The organism is Empedobacter sp. UBA7494 (genome assembly GCF_002478465.1).
Classification (GTDB): domain Bacteria; phylum Bacteroidota; class Bacteroidia; order Flavobacteriales; family Weeksellaceae; genus Empedobacter; species Empedobacter falsenii_B.
Genome location: NZ_DLOC01000033.1, coordinates 1,151 through 20,018, shown reverse-complemented (window position 1 = coordinate 20,018; position 18,868 = coordinate 1,151). Strand labels below are relative to the sequence as shown.

Here is an 18,868-nt window from a genome sequence, read left to right as displayed (position 1 = left end):
TAGAAACTTTTTATTGAAATATGGTAAGGTCAAAAATCCTAATGATTTTCCTACATTTCAAATTAATCAAAATAATAATACAATAATATTAAATAAAAACTCTACTTTTAAGTGTTCTTAACAAGGGGAAGATTACACATACTACAAGATATGAAAAATTGCCATATTTAGTGTTGGGCAAAAAGCACATAAAATTGATGTAATTTCTTACCAAGATCATTCGCAGGCCACATTGCAAGTCAATCCTGACGGAAGCGGAAAGATTGTAAAAATAGATTTATTTCCTGAAATTATTATTTCTGATTCATCACAAACTGAGTTAGCACTTTCGCTACATAAAAAGGCAAATGAATTGTGTTTTATTGGGAATTCATGCAATTTTCATGTATATCATCACGCAAAATGTAGCGCGAAATAAAACCGAGCTAAACTCGGTTTTAATAATTTATTATATTCCTAAAAATATCTGAAAAATTATTAATAAAATAATTTTCCTCATAAGAAGTAATAAATTCTGGAGATTTAGTTAATGTTGTATTATTTAACTCAAAATTTATTTTCTGAGAAAATAATAACTCTCTATTTTTTAAATTAAGAACCTGTAAAGCAATGCCATATCTACTTTTCCTTCTTCAGGTAATTTCGCTTTATTAAGACTTAGATACTGAGCTACTTGAATATACGGTTCTACTTTTAACTCTACAATAAATGCATAATCATAGTAAGTATCATGATTTATAAAATTCATAAATTCATCAGACTTATAGTATTCATCATAAAACTCTAATGAATTAACAATCGTATTTTCATCATTAAATAATCCTTTTACAGATTGGTCAATTTTTTCATGAAGTTTATCTGTACCCTCTGGAAAATCATTCTTTATAATGACATAATTTTTTGTTCCTCTAAATTAAGTTGAACAGTATTATTTTCATTTAAAGAAACATTTTTTTCGAGGCGATTTACATTATACGAATTGCACGAAGTAAAAATAATTATTAAAAGTAAAAAGCTATATTTCATGGATATAAATAAGATTTCACCAAAATTTGATTGTAAAAATGAATTCGATAATCTTTCATACTTATTTTATTAATGTTCAATTTCGTTATTAAATCTGTAATAATAGTACAATATTTTATTTTACATCGAATGTGCTTTATTTCCTTCGAAATGAATCATCCAAGGTGTTCCAAATTGATCAATAAAAGACGCATAAAGCTCAGCAAAAAACTGCTCAGCCAAAGGCATTTCTAACGATTTTGCATTTACCGAAAGACGATCATATAATTGATGCGCTTCTGCGGGATTATCAACATCAAGCATAATGTAATTATTATTTCCAGCTTTGTATTGATGTCCAAATTCTTCAATAATATCAGAACCCATTAACATTGTTGTTTCATTAATAAACAATGCCACATGCGAAACTTTATCCTTTGCACTTTCTGGAATCTGAAATTCTGGATTTGGCGGCATATCTACCATTTTATACATCCCAATATTTTGCGTTTCAAAAACAGTTTCATAAAACTGAAATGCCTTTTCGCAATCTCCGTTAAAATTTAAGTAAGCGTGTACTTTAGCCATAATATAGTGTTTTTTTGTGATTATTTTTTTAATATAATGGTTGACCATTTTCATCGGTTGTTAAAACCTCTGTCATATAATTCAAAAATGGTTGAAGAACCTGAATTGATTTCGCCACTTTCTGCGGAAAATCTTTTGCTAAAACTTCTTCATCCGTGAAATTCTTGATAAATAAATATTGCTTTTTACGCAACAATTCAATTCGCTCATGATCTTTCGAAAAACCTTTTGGAGCAGATTTCACTTCTTCTCCTTGCATTTCTCCAAACTCATTCATAATTGTTTTGGATTGAAGAATCTTCGCTAATTCATCCGAAACTTCAATATCTTTTCTAATACGAAGCAAATCATCGCGCTCTGGTCCCCAAAAACCAACACCTATAAAATTATGATTCGGTTGAATATGGAAATAATACCCACCTCTATTAAGTGGCTTTTTGCGACCTGTTTGCGCAGAAAAATGAGTTTTATAAGGAGTTTTATCATGAGAAAAACGAACATCTCTATAAATTCTATAAATTTTAAGCGGTTCTAATTCTTCCTTTTTACTTAATTCTTGGTAAATCACATTGAAAATTGAATCTGCTTCAGCTTTCGCTGTATCAAATTCAACTTTATGTTCTGTAAACCATTCGCGGTTATTATTTTTTTCTAATTTTTTTAAAAATTTATCGATTTGTGACATGATTTATTTTTTTCGATTAAGTAGTACTTTTTCATAATTTTCTATCCATTGTTGTGGCGTAATTTTTTGCGCTAATTCTCCGATTAATTCAAACGGAATATCCTCTACTTTTTTGAAACGAATACAACTTTTTCCCATATCTAATTTACGTTTTGAGTATTTTGGATATTCATCAACAAACCAATTCAGCAATTTATTGTCCATATAAATTCCCATGTGATATAACGCAATGAAATTCTTTTGAGAAGCAATATTGATAAACGGCAACGGTGATTTCGGATCGCAATGATAACCATTCGGATAAAGTGAAAACGGTACAACAAACCCAAGATGACCATAGCTCAACTGCAACTCGAAACCAGTGGGTAATTTATCTGCCAAAATTTTAATTAATTTCTCAACAGCTTCTTTTCTTTCTACTGGAATTGACGTTAAATATTCTTCTAAATTTGCGACTTCATATTGCATTATTTTCGATATTTATCATTCAAACCTTTTCCTTCTAAAATCATAGGTTTTATTTTTTCGATGCGAGAAATTTTCGTTTTCTCTTGTTTTGCTTCATCAATATATTCGATGTATTCTTTTTGTCTTCCTGAAGTTAAAGCTTTAAATGAAGTAAATAATTTATTGTTTTGATTTAGAGTTTCTTTCAAAATCCCATCAACTTCTTTTGGTACAGATTTTTGAGGTTTTATTTCCTTTCCGTCTTTCACCAATTGAATCGCTTCTAAGACATATTCTCTTACTTTTTCGACATCAATTTCATCGGCAGAATTAAATCTCCATTGACGCAAAGCTTTCGTTTTTTCTTCATTCGCATTCACCAAAACTTTATATTGATCTTTCAAGAAAACGCCATTGTGAAACCACAACGCAAAATGATTTTTGAAACCACTAAATGCCAACACATTTTTCTTGTTAAACGTATAAATATCTCCACCCCATTTAAACTCTTTTACAAGTTCCGTTTCATTTACAACTTGTTGAATTTTCTCATTCGCTTCTGCCCAATTACCATTGTATTTCGTCCATTCTTCAGCTTTCTGATCTTTCATCAAACTAACTTTATACAACACAATTTCTCTCAATAATTTCTTCGGTAAAACTTTATCCAAGGGAAGTTGTATTGCACCTTTTGATGTTTTATAATCGGTTAAATTATTTTGAAAATGTTCGATTGTTTCAGCTCCAGGATAAATTCCTACATGATTTTTAAACATCGCAAAATGAATCACATTTCCATTCAAACGAAATGTTGGCATTTTATAATTAATCGTTTCTGTTGCTCTTGGTACAGTTTCGTGAATAATTTTTCTTATGTTTTCTAAAATCTCCTGTTTAGCTTGATCAAACCCAAGAATATATTCATCAATAGTTGTGAAATTATCTGCCATCATCATTAATCCTCGCAAATTTCTTTCAACTTGCGCAGTGCATTTATCCACATTTCTCTGACTTGAGCTTCTGGAAAAACCTGATCATCTATTTCTACCGAACAGGTTAATCGTGTATGACCTTCTACATCTTCCATTTTATAGGTTTCTTCTGTATTTTTCCACGCATCAATTTCTGGTCCATCAAAAATCTCTTGACCTTCTTCATTCAGCTTTCCTATATGACGCATTTTGATTGATTTTCCAATAATATTTTCATCTATTGTAGCAATCATCGCTGCCGAACCTTTCTCGGTATCATAAGTGAAATAAACATGAGAACCTTCGGACCAATCTCCTTTAAAATCTGAAGTTTCACTAAACGATTTCGTCCAAATTTTATACGAATCTGGCGCAATCATTACTTTATGCACATGTTTAGGCTGCGCATAAATTACTTCTGTAAACGATACTTTTTTCATATTTTAAGCATTTGCTAATCCAAAAACAGCTCCAGCAGGATCTTCTACAATTGCAAATTGAAGATTTCCTTCTTTATTTTTAATCTCATGAATAGATTTCCCTCCCATTTCCAACGCTTTTTGCAAACTTTCCACAACATTTATCAACGGAAACCATTTGACCATTTTTGATTTATTTTCATCCATCTTCTACTATTTTTAGCGTTTTGATTCAACATAATTTTTGAACCTATTCAAAATAGCTTGCCAACCTTGTTTTTGCATTTCAGTAGAATTTTGACTTTCTGGTTCAAATTTTTCTGTGATTTTGGTTAAATTATTCTCTTCATGAAAATTTATTTCAACCTTGCGACCATCTGCGATATAATAACGAAAAAATTTATTTGGAATGATTTCGTCATATTTAGCTTCAAATTCGAATTGAAAACTACAATCTTTTGCAGCCATCGTACTGTTTAATTTTCCACCAACTTGCAAATCATTTTCTGCTTTCGGACAATGCCAATCATCAGAAGCTTGATTCCATTTTACAATATCTTCAGGAGAATTAAAAGCTTTCCAAACCTGATCTATTGGAGCATTTATTATTGTTTCGATTGTGATCATACGTATAGTTTTTTGTTGATTTTTAAGGTTTCATAAAATCAAAAGCACCTTTGCGCAAATTAATTCCGTATTCGAGATAAGCTTTCAGACAAGCCAAGAAATTCGCCCAACCCTCTGTTTGTCCCATCAATTGCTTAATTCCAGCTTCATCATCATTCATTTCATGTTCAATGACTTTGACAATTGTCGAATCATTTTCTCCTTTTTCAAGAAAAATTTCCACCAACATATCATCAACACCGCCACTCCAATCAAACGAAATGTATTCATCTTGTTTTAAATCGCCTCCCATTACAGGAAAAATATCATCAAACTCAGGGAATTTCCATTCAACAATTTTTCCAGTTTCGATAGCACCCGTAGAAGAAGCGATAAAATATTGATTCATCTTATTTGGATTAACAATCGCATCAAAAACTTCATTTTTAGGTTTCTGAATTTGAATTGTTGCTTTTGCAGTTAACTTCATTTCAATTGATTTTGGCTAACTAATTTAGTCAAAAAAAGTGTTCGAATTTTCGAATTCATAAAAAATAATTAAAACTTTATCGATATTGAAATCATTTGTAGAAAATAATTCGATTTATAAGTGTAAAATTTAAAAGTTTTTTACATTTATAGTATTGTAAAATTGATAAACACGTGAAAAAATTTACTCAAAAAGCAACTCTACTTAGTCTTATTTTGACAAGTGGAATTAGCTATGCGCAAGATGCAAAAGCAGATTCTGCCTATGTTAGAGAGCATTATGAAAAGACCGAACAATTGATTCCGATGCGAGATGGAACGAAATTGTTCACGGCTATTTATACGCCAAAAGATCAAACCAAAAAATATCCTGTTTTACTTAATCGAACACCTTATACCGTAGCGCCTTATGGAGCAGATGAGTATAAAAAATCACTTGGAAATTTCCCTGCAGAAATGCGCGAAGGTTTTATTTTCGTTTACCAAGATGTGAGAGGAAAATGGATGAGCGAGGGTGAATTTGAAGATGTACGACCTGTTAATAAAACGAAAAATAAAAAAGCGATTGACGAAAGTACAGATACGTACGACACATTGGAATGGTTGGCAAAAAACATGAAAAATTACAACCAAAAAGCTGGAATCTATGGAATTTCTTATCCTGGTTTTTATTCAACAATGAGTTTAGTTAATTCGCATCCAACCTTGAAAGCTGTTTCGCCACAAGCACCAGTTACGAATTGGTTTTTAGGCGACGATTTTCATCACAATGGTGTATTATTTCTGAATGATTCTTTCAAATTTATGTCGTCATTTGGTGTAAAACGTCCGCAACCAATTACGCCAGATAAAGGTCCAAAATCATTAGAATATCCAATCAAAGATAATTACCGTTTTTATTTAGAAGGTGGATCTGTAAAGGAATTGAAGGATAAATATTTTCAAGATAATATCAAATTCTACAATGATTTGTTTGCACATCCTGATTATGATCAATTTTGGCAAGATAGAAATCCTTTGCCACATCTTACCAATGTGAAACCTGCTGTGATGACGGTTGGTGGTTTCTTTGACGCAGAGGATGTTTATGGTGCTTTTGAAACTTATAAAGCAATTGAAAAGCAAAATCCGAATGCGACAAATATTTTGGTCGCTGGACCATGGTTTCATGGTGGTTGGGTTCGCTCTAAAGCCGATACGTTTGGCGATATGCAGTTTGGAACGCCAACAGGTGAATATTATCAGCAACAAATTGAATTACCTTTTTTCAATTATTATTTAAAAGATAAAGGAAATTTCAAACCGACAGAAGCGCAAATCTTTATCACAGGTTCTAACGAATGGAAACAGTTTGATACTTGGCCACCAAAGAATGTGACAACTCAGAAAATGTATTTGCAAGCCAACGGAAAAATATCTTTTCAACAGACTAATAATACAAGTTTTGATGAATATGTAGCAGATCCAAATAATCCTGTTCCATATCAAGGTGGTGTTTTAGAAAGTCGTCCACGAGAATATATGGTCGATGATCAACGATTTGCGTCAACTCGTCCTGATGTTATGGTTTATCAAACCGATATTTTAACGGAAGATATGACAATCACAGGTCCAATTATAAATCATTTATTTGTTTCATCAACAGGAACAGATGCTGATTATGTAGTAAAATTGATTGATGTTTTTCCTGAAGATACACCAAAATATAATGGGAAATTGATGGCTGGATATCAAAATTTGATTCGTGCCGAAATTATGCGAGGAAAATACCGCAATAGTTTTGAAAAACCCGAAGCAATGGTTCCTAATCTGAAAACAAATGTAACGTATTCTATGCCAGATGTTGGACATACTTTCAAGAAAGGACATCGTATTATGATTCAAGTTCAAAATACATGGTTTCCTTTAGCAGACCGCAATCCGCAACAATTTATGAATGTTTATGAAGCAACCGCGAAAGATTTCTTGAAACAAACACAACGAATTTATCACGATTCTTACATCGAAATTCCAGTTTTGAAATAACAAAAAATCCAACAAGTAATTTGTTGGATTTTCTATTTTGATTCTATCAATTTATTCAACTAAAACTGCAGAAATCAACACTTTTTCGAAACTAAATGAAACACTAATCGGACAGGTTTCTTCTGCCTCTTTTGCTATTTTCTGAAATTCTTCATCTGTAATCGAAGGAATACTTGCTGTTAAACTTAATTCTGATCGAACAACTTTTCCTCCTTCAAAAACAATTTTACAATCGGTTTCTAATTTTTCTGCTGTATAACCTGCGTCTCCAAGTAATGCAGAAGTTTTCATTGTAAAACAACCTGCATGAGCCGCTGCCAGAAGTTCTTCTGGGTTTGTTCCTACTCCTTCTTCAAATCGACTTTTGAACGAATATTGCGTATTATCTAATACTGTACTTTGTGTGGTTAATGTTCCTGATCCTTCTGTAACCGAACCATTCCAAACTGCTTTTGCACTTCTTTTCATTTTGAATATTTTTTAGATTGAATTTTATTAAAGTTAAAGATTATGAAATCATAAGAAGAATTAATTCTCAACTTTAAGAATAATTTTAACGAAAAAAGTTCAGATAAAAAATATCTGAACTTTTACTAAAAAAACTACTAACCACCCTTTACTATGAATTGTATTAGGTTATTCAAATTTACTAAGAAACTAATATTTATAAAATTGAAAATCAATTTCTAATCTAATTTTAATTTTAGAAAATCTTTATAACGTAACTTTTCCTATCTTTCCTTTATTCCCAACCAAAATCACATATTTCTTATCTGGCGAAACTGTACACGTATTGTAACTATCTTGTGTAATAGTTGTCCAATTATGTCCTCCATCTGCTGAATAATCCACTCCAGAATAGCCACAAACCAAGACTTTATCTTTTGAAATAATTGTTACGCCAGATTTATATCCTGTTGGATATTTCCATGAATCTTGAAAAGCAATTTTACCATTTGTCAACTTAAATTTATAGAAATTATAGCTCGAATCTTCTGGTTTTGTAAAATCTCCACCAACCAAATATCCTACATTATTTGTTGCGTCATAAGCCATTCCATTAATTCCAGAAGTAGAACTTTTTGTTTTCTCTAACGCATACATTTGACCACCTTTTGGCGTATAATAGTATAAATTCGATAGCTCTCCTCCTGTCACAATCAAGGTTTGCTTTGCATCTACATACAAATTACTTCCACTTGAAGCAAAAAAAGCTTCTTTCGGATTTTTTAAACGCAAAGGTTGACCATGAAGCGATTTTGCAACTTCCCATTTTGTCGGATCAGTAATCGAAGACGTTAATACAAATGGTTTATCTGGCGACATTGGATCGCCCAAGACAATAATCTTTTTCGAAGTTTTATCCACATAAATTGCATCTAAAAAAATACCTTTTTCATTATTTTCATACACTTTATTCCATGATTTTCCGCCATCTTTCGTTTGCAAAACATAAGCAGGAGAATCAATTCCTAAAGCTAAATAGTTATCTTTTCCTAAAACTTCTACATCTCTAAAATCTCTATTTTCAACAACTTTCGGGTTAATCCAACTAAATGTTTTACCACCATCTATCGTTTTACCAATTGTATTTTTTGAGCCAGAAACAATAAACGTTTTTGCATCCTGAAAAGCCAAACCTCGGTAACTAACAGACGAATTTTCCTCATTAATCACTTGATAGGTTTGCGCAAAAGACAAACTCGATAACAATAGGACGAAATATTTCATTTTTTTATAAATTTTAGATTCTACATTTTATATAAAACTATTTTATCTCGGCGAATCAACCAAATATTTTTTAAGTTTGTGTTTTACATCAAATAAAATGAAACGATATACATTCTCAACATTACTTCTAAGTCTTACTTTAACATGTTTTAATCCAATTAATCAAACTGTTTATGGACAAAATATGTCAAAAAATAGTTCGAGAAGTTTACAGATTAATGAAAAAACATTAAACGATATTCTTGAGAGAAATAAAGCTTTTTACAAAGAAGGAAAAGTTGCCGATTATATTCCAGAATTAGGAAAAATGCAAGCGGATAAAATTGCTTTTTCTGTAGTTAATGAAAATGGTAAAGTGATAAATGTTGGCGATATCAATCAAAAATTTACAATTCAAAGTATTTCTAAAATCATTGCGTTGATGATTGCTGTTACAGAAAAAGGGGAGAAAAATGTATTTTCTAAAATGGGTTATTTCGGAACAGATAAACCATTTAATCATTACGCAAACCTTGAAACGACAGGAAAACCTCTGAATCCAATGATGAATGCTGGTGCGATTTTAACAACTTCTATGATTGATGGTGAAGGTGAAATTCCTTTCAAAAAAATCCTTGAAATGGTTCGCTACATCACCAAAAATAATTCGATAGATTATAGCAAATCCGTTTATAATTCTGAAAAAGAAACGGGACACAAAAATCGTGGAATGTTTTATTTGATGAAAAATAATGGCTTGATTGAAGGTGATGAAGAAAAGTTGAACAACTATTTCAAACAATGTTCTATCGAAGTAACTGCCGAAGATTTAGCTAAAATTGGTTATTTCTTTGCGCATCAATGCACACGTTTTGATGGTGATGCAACGTATAAAAATCCAGAAATCTCACAGTTAATTCAATCTCAAATGTTGACTGCTGGAATGTATGAATTTAGTGGCAAATATTCACGCACCGTTGGTTTACCAAGTAAATCTGGCGTTGGTGGCGGAATTACCGTTTCCGTTCCAAACAAAATTGGTATCGGCGTTTTCAGTCCTGCACTTGACGAACATGGGAATTCCGCAGCTGGATATCATATGATTTTGGATTTGGTAAAGCAATACAATTTAAGCTTATTTCAATAATTTCTTATGTTCGATTTTAGATTAAAAGTTTTTGATACGGTTGCTAAACGATTGAATTTCACGAAAGCAGCAAACGAATTAAACATAACACAACCAGCTGTTACAAAACACATTAAAGAAATTGAATTAAATCTTAACATTAAGTTATTTGAACGAAATGGGACGAAAATAAAATTGACCAAAGCTGGTGAAATTCTATTAAAATATACAGAAGAAATTTTTTCTGTTTATCAAAAAATGGAATTTGAAATTGGGCAATTACAAGAAAAACAAAAAGGAATTTTACGTTTGGGTGCAAGTACGACAATTGCGCAATATGTATTACCTCCTATTTTGGCAGAATTTCGAAAAAGATTTCCTGAAATTCAATTGAGTTTGGTGATTCAAAATTCGGAAAGAATTGAAGAATTATTAGGAAATCATAAAATCGATGTCGGTTTAATTGAAGCTCAAATCAAAAATAGAACGTTTCATTATTTTCCGTTTATGAAAGATGAAATTGTGTTAGTTTCTCGTCAAAATCATTCTATTTTTACCAAAAATAATATCAAATTAGATGATTTAAAGAACATTCCGTTGGTTTTTCGGGAACCTGGTTCTGGAACTTTAGAAACCATTGATTTAGCTTTAAAATCGAAAAATATAAAGCTAAATGAACTCAATATCGAAATTCAATTGGGAAGTACAGAAAGTATAAAATCGTATGTGTTACATTCTGATGCTTTAGCGTTTTTATCAATTCAATCTATTTTACAAGAACTTAAAAATCAAACTTTAACTATTATTGACATTAAAAACCTTGTGATAGAACGTAATTTCAATTTTATCATTCCAGAAGGTGATCAATCTAAATTGGTGAATTTGTTTATTAATTTTTGCAATAGTTATAACTTAAAGTAATAATAGATTACTTTTTATCATTTCTTTTTGAATAATAAGTACAAGAAATTTGTACCATAAAATTATTCAAATCATGAAAATTATACATTCAGAAAAAGGCTTATTTCAACAATTCACTACACAAAAAGTTATCTTTTTAATTTGTGCATTTCTATGTTTAATGCCTTTTATAAGCTCTCCTATCGCATTAGTTTTAGGATTTGTTGTTGCGCAAATATTTGGAAATCCATACGAAGTACAATCACGAAAAGTATCAAACACTTTACTGAAAGTTGCTGTGGTAGGTTTAGGATTCGGAATGAATATTTTTTCGGCTATACAAGCAGGAAAAGAAGGAATTGTATTCACCGTTGTAAGTATTTCTACGTTGATGATTTTAGGATTTTTATTTACCAAACTCTTCAAAATTGAAAAAGCTACAGGCTACCTAATTTCCGCTGGAACAGCAATTTGCGGAGGAAGTGCAATCGCTGCAATCGCGCCAATTACAAAAGCAAAATCCAATCAAATTTCGGTTGCTTTAGCAGTAGTTTTCACATTAAACTCAATTGCATTATTGATTTTCCCACCGCTTGGACATTTATTCAACTTATCTCAACACGAATTTGGTTTATGGTGCGCTATCGCAATTCACGACACAAGTTCTGTCGTTGGAGCAGCAAGTAAATACGGAGAAGAAGCTTTACAAATCGCTACAACAGTGAAATTAGCTCGCGCACTTTGGATTATTCCATTATCGTTTTTAACCTTATTGTTTTTCAAAAACAACACATCAAAAATTAATATTCCGTGGTTTATTGGTCTATTTTTAATCGCTATTTGTGTGAATACCTATGTACCTTTTGTCCATCAATTTAGTCCAATTATTATCGATCTATCTAAAGCTGCTCTTACGCTTACATTATTCTTAATCGGCACAAGTTTATCATTCAAAATGATGAAAAATATCGGCTACAAACCGTTATTAATGGCGATTATTTTATGGGTAATTATTGGTGTTGGAAGTTTAATTATGATTATGAATTTAGCTTAAAATCATTCAGATTTCTATATTTGTTGTTATCTTTAGAACAAGAAAATTTACAATGAATCATCGATTATTAAAAAATATTGCTCTCGGAATTGGATTTTCAATTTCGAGTTTTGTTTCTGCGCAAACCTATACTTTAAAATTCAAAACTAATTACGGAAAATTTGATGTAATGTTATATGATTTCACTCCCAAACATCGCGATTTGATTTTGAGTGAGATTAATAAAGGAACTTATACAAATGCACAATTTAACAGAGTTGTGAAAGATTTCGTCATTCAAGGAGGCGAATTAGATGATCCTATTTTGGCGCGAGAAGCCGAACATCCAGAGCAAAAACCGATTCGTTTAGCGCCAGAATTTAATCCGAAAGCTTTTCATAAAATGGGAGCTTTAGGTGCTGGTCGAGATGGAAATAAAGAAAAAGCTTCTTATTACAATCAAATTTATTTTGTTGTAGGAAAAAAAATTACAGCGAAAGAATTAGATGATTTGGAAACTAAAAAAGGAATCAAATTTACAGCAGAACAACGCGCTGAATATTTAAAAAATGGCGGACAGCCTCGTTTAGATCATGATTTTACAGTTTTTGGAGAAATTACAAAAGGTTTAGACAAAGTCATGAAAATTAGTGAAGTTGAAACAAAGAACGAATTACCATTAGAACCTGTTATTTTTTCAATCAAAGTGAAAAAGAAAAAAACGCCTACAAAATATAACAAAACAAGTGTTTCTTTGGGCGGCACAGCGATTGGTTTTTAATTATTATTTTTGCAAATCAATTACAAATTATGCAACCATCAATTTTATTAACGACTTTAAACGCAAAATATATTCACCTCAATTTGGCAATTCGTATTTTGTACGATTTGAATCATCATCGTGGAAATATTTTTTGGAAAGAATTTACGATTAAATCTGACTTTGATGAAGTTGCAGAAAAATGCGCTAAATACAATATTATCTGTTTTAGTTGCTACATTTGGAATATTACGCAGACGTTAGAGGTTTGTAAACGAATCAAACAAATTTCTCCTGAAACTAAAATTTTGTTGGGTGGACCAGAAGTTAGTTACGAATATGATGATGTGATTGCAAATGATTATATCGACTATATCATTGTAGGTGAAGGAGAAATTCCGTTCGAGGAATTTGCAGCAAATTATCCCGCAATAGAAAATGTACCGAATTTAGTTTACAAAAAAGAGAACGAAGTTGTTTACAATGTACAAAATATTCAATTTGATATTAATCGATTAAAAGGTCGAAATCCTTATCAATACGATAATCCAGCGGATTTGGAAAAGAAGGTTTGTTACATCGAAACTTCTCGTGGATGTCCTTATAAATGTGAGTTTTGTTTGGCAAGTTTAGACAATAAAATGCGCTATTTGCCGATGGAAACCATCAAAGAAAATTTGTTGTATTTGATGAAACACGGGAAAACAATCAAGTTTCTGGATCGTACATTTAACATAAAACGAGATTTTACGATTGAATTGTTTCAATTTATTTTGGATCATTATCGTGAAGGAAATGTTTTTCAGTTCGAGATTACAGCAGATATTGTTCATCCTGATATTATAAAATTCATCAACGAAAAAGTGCCAAAAAATCTTTTCCGTTTCGAAATCGGAATTCAAACCGTTAATCAACAAAGTAATCGAGAAGTTTCGCGCAAGCAAAATTTTGAAAAAACGTCAAATGTTATCAATCAATTAAAAGATCGAATCGAGATGCATTTGGATTTGATTGTTGGTTTACCTTTGGAATATATTGATGATTTGAAATTTAGTTTCGAAGAAACCTTTAAACTATATCCACCAGAATTGCAATTAGGTTTTCTGAAATTTCTGAAAGGGACTCCAGTTCGTCAAAAATATGAAAACTATGGTTACCATTTTGATCCAATGCCGCCTTATCAAATTATAAAAAGTGATTTTTTAAGTGAAAATGATTTAGAAAATATTACTGCTTTAGAAAATGCTCTGGAGATTTATTGGAACAAACCAAGAACGCCAGAAACGCTGAAATATATTAGTCAAAAGTATTCTATTTTCGATTATTTGATGGGATTAGGACAATATTTTGAGCAGCATCATTTGTTTCACAAACATACCTTGAACGATGTTTTTCAAACGATTTACGATTTTGCGCAAACATTTACAAACGACAAAATTATATTAGAATTAATCGCGATTGATTATTATAGTTTTCATAAATCAAAACCAAAAGATTTATTTGAAATGGAACAAAAAATTGAAGAAGATTTGAGTGAACTTGCTTCTCATCCAAAAAGTAAATTTGTTTCGATTCCAATTTCATTTGATTATCTAATTTGGAAAGATGAAAATCGAATTGAAGAAACTACTGAAAATTGGTTAATAGAATTTGTAGGAACTTCTCACAATATTATTCATTGCGAAGTTTTAGAGAAATAGAAGTATAAAAAAACCTCTCAAATATTTGAGAGGTTTTTTTCTTAAGATTAGAATTGCTTATTGCCATCCACCTCCAACAGCGCGATATAATTCGACCATTGATGATAAAGATGATAATTTCGCATCAACAACATTCAATTCAGCATTCAACCCATTGTCTCTTGCTGTAATTACTTCTAAATAGTTTGCCATACCGTAGTTTAACAATTCTTCAGAATAGGTAATTGCTTGATTGTATAATTGATATTCTTTTTGTTTATATTCAGCTTTCTTCGTTGCTGCATCGTATGTGTATAACGCATCAGAAACCTCTTTACTTGCATTTAAGATTTTGCTTTTATAATTAATCAAAGCATTTTCTTGATTTGCTAAAGCAACTTCTTTTTGCGTACGCAATTTACGTTGTTGTAACAAAGGTTGAGTTAAGCTACCGATCACCGTTGCAAATAAAGATTGCGCACTAAATAATTTATCGATATCAATTCCTTGTACACCACCTGTTGCAGTAATAGAAAGAGAAGGATAAAAACTTGCATTCGCAACGTTAACATTCTCAAAAGCATTCATCAATCCAAACTCTGCAGCTTTGATATCAGGACGATTTTCTAATAATTGAGCTGGAACACCAACAGATAATTTTTCGTCAATTTTTTGAGAAGCTAAGTTTGTACGATTAATAGATTGAGGATTTGTTCCTAACAAAATACTCATCACATTTTCATTCATCTTAATTCCATTTTCAACATCAACCAATAATGATTTCACATTGAACAATTGCGCCTCTGTTTGGTTAACTGCAACTTCTGTTACATTCCCAGCTTCTTTCAAAGCTTTCGTTGTTTCTAAACTTTGCTCGCGGTTGATTAAAGTTTTATCTAAAATTCTTTTTTGCTCATCTAAAGCCAATAAGTTGTAATACGCATTTGCAATAGATGCAACAATTTGCGTTTTTACCGCTTTGTGTGCTTCTACAGTTTGCAAATAAGTTGCAGCAGATGCACGTTGATTACTTCTAATTTTACCCCAAATATCTGCTTCCCAACTTAAGTTCCCTGAAACTTCGTATTGACTTTGTGCACGTTTTGACATCAATGCACCAAATTGAGTATTACGAGAGTTTTCTGTAAACGTATATTTCGGACCTACAGATAAAGTTGGTAAATAACCTGCTTTACCTTGTTTAGCATACGCCTCAGCAACTGCAATATTTTGCAGTGCTGAACGTATATCTAAATTATTTTGTAAACCTTGATTAATCAAAGCTTGTAATTGAGTATCTGTAAAAATTTGTTTCCAAGAAACAGTTGCAACACTTGCACTGTCTTTTGCAATAACATCTGTTCTGAAATTTGCTTCATTTACAACAGCTTCAGGACGATGATAATCTTTTGCTACGAAACAAGATTGAACAGCAAACAATCCAGCTGCGATTAAAGTAATATTAAATATTCTGTACTTTTTCATTTTTAGATTGAATTATTATGTTCAATTTCTTCTTGTGGACGATCAAATTTAACTGGTTTAACTTTTTCTTGTAATGTTTGGAAAACAACAAACAATACTGGAATAACAAATAAACCTAAAATTGTACCTACCAATAAACCAAATGCTGCTCCAGTAGCTACAGAACGGTTACCAGCAGATGATACACCTGTTGCAAATACTAATGGCATTAATCCTAAAATGAAGGCAAAAGATGTCATCAAAATTGGACGTAAACGAGCTTTAGCTCCGTCTATAGCTGCCTGAACAATTGACATTCCGTGTACACGTCTTTGTAAAGCGAACTCTACAATCAAAATGGCATTTTTAGCGAGTAACCCAACCAACATGATTAAGGCAATTTGGAAATAGATATTATTTTCTAATCCAGCTAACCATTGAGATAAATATGCACCCATCATACCACAAGGAACAGATAATAATACTGCGAATGGTAAAACATAAGACTCATATTGTGCAGATAAGATAAAGTACACGAATACGATACATAAAGCAAAAATCATTGCTGTTTGAGAACCTGAATTAATCTCCTCACGAGTAAGACCTGTAAAGTCAGTACTATAAGAAGTAGATAATGTTTGTTCAGAAACTTGATTAATTGCTGTAATCGCATCACCTGTAGAGAATCCTGGTTTTACTGCTCCTGTAATATTAGCTGATGTAAATAAGTTGAAACGGTTAACAGAGTTAGGACCATACACACGTTTTAAAGTCACAAATTGTGAAACTGGTGTCATTGAACCTGCATCCGTTTTCACGAACATTTTATTTAAGCTTGTTTCATTGATACGATCATCTGGTGAAGCTTGAATGTACACACGGTATTGTTTACCAAAACGTGTAAAGTCAGCTGCATATAATCCTCCAATATATCCTTGTAAAGTTGAGAAAATAGAACTTACTGAAACACCAGATTGTTTTGCTCTTTCAATATTAACATCGATTTCGTATTGAGGAAAACCTGTGTTTAAAGATGTTTGAGCATACATAATTTCTGGACGTTGCATTAAAGCACCAATATATTCCTTTGCAACTTTATCAAAATCAGCAATATCTCCACCTGTTTTATCTAATAATTTCAACTCGAAACCAGAAGACATACCAAAACCTGGAATTGATGGTGGTTGGAAGAAAATCATTTGAGCATCAGGAATTTGAGCTGCAGCACCAAATAATTGTCCAATGATTGATTGTACTGATAAAGCATCTGTTGTACGTTCTTCGAATGGCTTCAATTTAATGAACATCATACCATAGTTAGAACCAGCTCCAGAAATAATAGAGTTACCCGAGATAATTGTTGCTTTATCTAATCCAGGAATTTTTTCAATTTTTTTCTGGAATTCTTTTTCAACTTCATATACACGGTCCATAGAAGCACCCGCTGGTAACTCGATATTACCAATAATAAACCCATTATCTTCAGTTGGTACGAAACCTGTTGGCATCATCTTTCCAACACCCCAAATTCCTAAACCACTTACAATAATCAATAAGAATGAAATCCATTTGTGTTTAATTAAAAATTTGAATGAATTACCATATTTATGTGTCATACGATCAAATGAAGCATTGAAAGCATCAAAGAATCGCTGAATAAAGTTACGTTTTTGCTCTCCTTCTTGATGTGGTTTTAAGAATAAAGCACACAATGCTGGAGATAATGTCAAGGCATTTAATGCCGAAATTAAAATGGCAACAATTAAAGTAATACCAAATTGTTTGTAGAATACTCCGGTTGGTCCTGAGATAAATGTTACTGGTACGAACACCGCACACATTACTAATGTAATCGAAACGATTGCTCCAGAAATTTCATCCATCGCATTTTTTGTTGCATCCATAGGAGCTTCGTGATGAGACTCCATTCGAGCATGCACGGCTTCCACCACAACAATGGCATCATCTACCACAATACCAATGGCGAGTACTAAGGCAAATAACGTTAATAAGTTTAACGAGAATCCTGCCAAATTAAGGAAAAAGAATGTACCAATAATAGACACTGGTACCGCAATCAATGGTACTAATGTAGAACGGAAATCTTGTAAGAAAATATATACAACAATAAATACTAAGATAAACGCTTCTATCATTGTGTGAACAACTTTAGAAATAGACGCATCTAAGAATGTATTTGTATCCATTAAGATAGTGTAAGAAACTCCTTCTGGTAATAATTTAGAAGCTTTTTCTAACTCAGCTCTCAAGTTTACAATAATTTCTTGTGCATTAGATCCTGGTGTTTGATAAACAGCAAATACAGCAGAAGGATCCCCATCCATTGCAGAACGTCCTGCATAAGATTGAGCACCAAATTCTACATTTGCTACATCTTTTAATCTTAGAACCTGTCCGTTTGGTAAAGATTTAATAACAATATTACGATATTGATCTTCTGTCTTGTATCGTCCAGAATATGTAATTGTATATTGGAATGACTGTCCAGAGTTTTCTCCTAACGAACCAGCAGCAGCTTCAAGAGATTCTTGAGATAAAGCTGCAGAAACTTCAGAAGGAACTAAACCATAACTTGCCATACGAGAAGGATCTAACCAAATACGCATAGAATAAGTCATCGCACCAAACACAGTTGCATCCCCTACACCGTTTACACGTTTTAAGGCTGGAATAATATTGATGTTCAAATAATTTTGAAGATAAATCTCATCGTATTTGGGGTTTGTTGAACTAAACGAAGCAAACATCAATGCTGATGTCTGTTGTTTTTGTGTCACAACCCCTGAACGAGTTACCTCCGAAGGTAATAATGGTGTAGCACGTGCCACACGGTTTTGTACGTTTACCTGTGCGATATCTCCATCTACACCTGGTTTAAATACAACATCAATAGAAGCAGAACCGTTATTAGAGGCAGTAGAAGAAATATAATCCATTCCT

18 protein-coding genes are annotated in these 18,868 nt (G+C 31.9%); 6 read left to right on the top strand and 12 right to left on the bottom strand.

The genetic code is table 11. The annotated features are described in order from the left end of the window. Positions 1-1,146: 1,146 nt before the first annotated feature. Genes B4E95_RS03145 through B4E95_RS03110 form a run of 8 tightly spaced genes read right to left on the bottom strand, consistent with a single transcriptional unit; the run spans position 1,147 to position 5,211 of the window. Positions 1,147-1,593 (bottom strand): VOC family protein, encoded by a 447-nt coding sequence (locus B4E95_RS03145; RefSeq protein WP_280050962.1) that lies wholly within the window; start codon positions 1,591-1,593, stop codon positions 1,147-1,149. A 28-nt stretch (positions 1,594-1,621) separates the two neighbouring features. Further along, positions 1,622-2,278: a DUF2461 domain-containing protein gene (locus B4E95_RS03140; RefSeq protein WP_038330630.1), complete on the bottom strand. Its 657-nt coding sequence runs from the start codon at positions 2,276-2,278 to the stop codon at positions 1,622-1,624. Positions 2,279-2,281: 3 nt separating this feature from the next. After that, complete coding sequence (locus B4E95_RS03135; RefSeq protein ID WP_038330627.1) at positions 2,282-2,746, bottom strand: DUF1801 domain-containing protein; 465 nt, start codon at positions 2,744-2,746, stop codon at positions 2,282-2,284. Next, complete coding sequence (locus B4E95_RS03130; RefSeq protein ID WP_291089870.1) at positions 2,746-3,726, bottom strand: DUF1801 domain-containing protein; 981 nt, start codon at positions 3,724-3,726, stop codon at positions 2,746-2,748. The genes B4E95_RS03135 and B4E95_RS03130 overlap by 1 nt, the downstream gene beginning before the upstream one ends. Next, complete coding sequence (locus tag B4E95_RS03125) at positions 3,681-4,136, bottom strand: hypothetical protein (protein ID WP_280035816.1); 456 nt, start codon at positions 4,134-4,136, stop codon at positions 3,681-3,683. Before B4E95_RS03125 ends, B4E95_RS03130 begins: the two co-directional genes overlap by 46 nt. Positions 4,137-4,139: 3 nt before the next feature. Continuing rightward, a complete protein-coding gene (locus B4E95_RS03120; RefSeq protein WP_291089866.1) occupies positions 4,140-4,322 on the bottom strand; it encodes a VOC family protein in 183 nt (60 codons plus the stop codon). A gap of 12 nt (positions 4,323-4,334) precedes the next feature. Further along, positions 4,335-4,742, bottom strand: coding sequence for an SRPBCC family protein (locus B4E95_RS03115; RefSeq protein WP_291089863.1), 408 nt, complete (start codon positions 4,740-4,742; stop codon positions 4,335-4,337). 22 nt (positions 4,743-4,764) lie between these two features. Next, positions 4,765-5,211 carry an SRPBCC domain-containing protein gene (locus B4E95_RS03110; RefSeq protein WP_219033967.1) on the bottom strand — a complete coding sequence of 149 codons (447 nt, stop codon included), beginning with the start codon at positions 5,209-5,211 and terminating at the stop codon, positions 4,765-4,767. Between the two features lie 173 nt (positions 5,212-5,384). On the opposite strand from B4E95_RS03110, the gene B4E95_RS03105 reads away from it, so the two are divergent. After that, a complete protein-coding gene (locus tag B4E95_RS03105) occupies positions 5,385-7,235 on the top strand; it encodes a CocE/NonD family hydrolase (RefSeq protein WP_291089860.1) in 1,851 nt (616 codons plus the stop codon). A 51-nt stretch (positions 7,236-7,286) separates the two neighbouring features. Here the strand turns inward: B4E95_RS03105 and B4E95_RS03100 are convergent, their stop codons facing one another. Then, positions 7,287-7,703, bottom strand: a complete 417-nt coding sequence (locus B4E95_RS03100; RefSeq protein WP_115000360.1) for an OsmC family peroxiredoxin — start codon at positions 7,701-7,703, stop codon at positions 7,287-7,289. A gap of 246 nt (positions 7,704-7,949) precedes the next feature. Further along, positions 7,950-8,966, bottom strand: a complete 1,017-nt coding sequence (locus B4E95_RS03095; RefSeq protein ID WP_219033968.1) for a YCF48-related protein — start codon at positions 8,964-8,966, stop codon at positions 7,950-7,952. Positions 8,967-9,150: 184 nt separating this feature from the next. Between B4E95_RS03095 and glsA the strand changes: the two genes are divergently transcribed. From glsA to B4E95_RS03070, 5 genes are all read left to right on the top strand, one after another. Next, positions 9,151-10,092: a glutaminase A gene (gene glsA / locus B4E95_RS03090; protein WP_371875726.1), complete on the top strand. Its 942-nt coding sequence runs from the start codon at positions 9,151-9,153 to the stop codon at positions 10,090-10,092. 6 nt (positions 10,093-10,098) lie between these two features. Further along, positions 10,099-10,992 carry a LysR family transcriptional regulator gene (locus B4E95_RS03085; protein ID WP_219033970.1) on the top strand — a complete coding sequence of 298 codons (894 nt, stop codon included), beginning with the start codon at positions 10,099-10,101 and terminating at the stop codon, positions 10,990-10,992. A gap of 73 nt (positions 10,993-11,065) precedes the next feature. Then, positions 11,066-12,025: a YeiH family protein gene (locus tag B4E95_RS03080; RefSeq protein WP_291089857.1), complete on the top strand. Its 960-nt coding sequence runs from the start codon at positions 11,066-11,068 to the stop codon at positions 12,023-12,025. Positions 12,026-12,077: 52 nt separating this feature from the next. Beyond that, complete coding sequence (locus tag B4E95_RS03075; protein ID WP_084106814.1) at positions 12,078-12,785, top strand: peptidylprolyl isomerase; 708 nt, start codon at positions 12,078-12,080, stop codon at positions 12,783-12,785. Between the two features lie 29 nt (positions 12,786-12,814). Beyond that, entirely contained in the window at positions 12,815-14,464 is a 1,650-nt protein-coding gene (locus B4E95_RS03070) for a B12-binding domain-containing radical SAM protein (protein ID WP_291089852.1), read from the top strand. Between the two features lie 57 nt (positions 14,465-14,521). On the opposite strand, the gene B4E95_RS03065 is transcribed toward B4E95_RS03070, so the two are convergent. Together B4E95_RS03065 and B4E95_RS03060 are read right to left on the bottom strand one after the other, a co-directional pair. Beyond that, positions 14,522-15,928, bottom strand: coding sequence for an efflux transporter outer membrane subunit (locus tag B4E95_RS03065; RefSeq protein ID WP_219033973.1), 1,407 nt, complete (start codon positions 15,926-15,928; stop codon positions 14,522-14,524). 2 nt (positions 15,929-15,930) lie between these two features. Further along, positions 15,931-18,868 (bottom strand): efflux RND transporter permease subunit (locus B4E95_RS03060; protein ID WP_291089849.1); only part of this gene is annotated, 2,938 nt, incomplete at its 5' end.

Excerpts from the sequence above, each read along its gene's own strand:
- B4E95_RS03145 (WP_280050962.1), bottom strand. The coding sequence starts at position 1,593 with ATGGCTAAAGTACACGCTTACTTAAATTTTAACGGAGATTGCGAAAAG.
- B4E95_RS03140 (WP_038330630.1), bottom strand. The coding sequence starts at position 2,278 with ATGTCACAAATCGATAAATTTTTAAAAAAATTAGAAAAAAATAATAAC.
- B4E95_RS03135 (WP_038330627.1), bottom strand. The coding sequence starts at position 2,746 with ATGCAATATGAAGTCGCAAATTTAGAAGAATATTTAACGTCAATTCCA.
- B4E95_RS03125 (WP_280035816.1), bottom strand. The coding sequence starts at position 4,136 with ATGAAAAAAGTATCGTTTACAGAAGTAATTTATGCGCAGCCTAAACAT.
- B4E95_RS03120 (WP_291089866.1), bottom strand. The coding sequence starts at position 4,322 with ATGGATGAAAATAAATCAAAAATGGTCAAATGGTTTCCGTTGATAAAT.
- B4E95_RS03115 (WP_291089863.1), bottom strand. The coding sequence starts at position 4,742 with ATGATCACAATCGAAACAATAATAAATGCTCCAATAGATCAGGTTTGG.
- B4E95_RS03110 (WP_219033967.1), bottom strand. The coding sequence starts at position 5,211 with ATGAAGTTAACTGCAAAAGCAACAATTCAAATTCAGAAACCTAAAAAT.
- B4E95_RS03100 (WP_115000360.1), bottom strand. The coding sequence starts at position 7,703 with ATGAAAAGAAGTGCAAAAGCAGTTTGGAATGGTTCGGTTACAGAAGGA.
- B4E95_RS03095 (WP_219033968.1), bottom strand. The coding sequence starts at position 8,966 with ATGAAATATTTCGTCCTATTGTTATCGAGTTTGTCTTTTGCGCAAACC.
- glsA (WP_371875726.1), top strand. The coding sequence starts at position 9,151 with ATGTCAAAAAATAGTTCGAGAAGTTTACAGATTAATGAAAAAACATTA.
- B4E95_RS03085 (WP_219033970.1), top strand. The coding sequence starts at position 10,099 with ATGTTCGATTTTAGATTAAAAGTTTTTGATACGGTTGCTAAACGATTG.
- B4E95_RS03080 (WP_291089857.1), top strand. The coding sequence starts at position 11,066 with ATGAAAATTATACATTCAGAAAAAGGCTTATTTCAACAATTCACTACA.
- B4E95_RS03075 (WP_084106814.1), top strand. The coding sequence starts at position 12,078 with ATGAATCATCGATTATTAAAAAATATTGCTCTCGGAATTGGATTTTCA.
- B4E95_RS03070 (WP_291089852.1), top strand. The coding sequence starts at position 12,815 with ATGCAACCATCAATTTTATTAACGACTTTAAACGCAAAATATATTCAC.
- B4E95_RS03065 (WP_219033973.1), bottom strand. The coding sequence starts at position 15,928 with ATGAAAAAGTACAGAATATTTAATATTACTTTAATCGCAGCTGGATTG.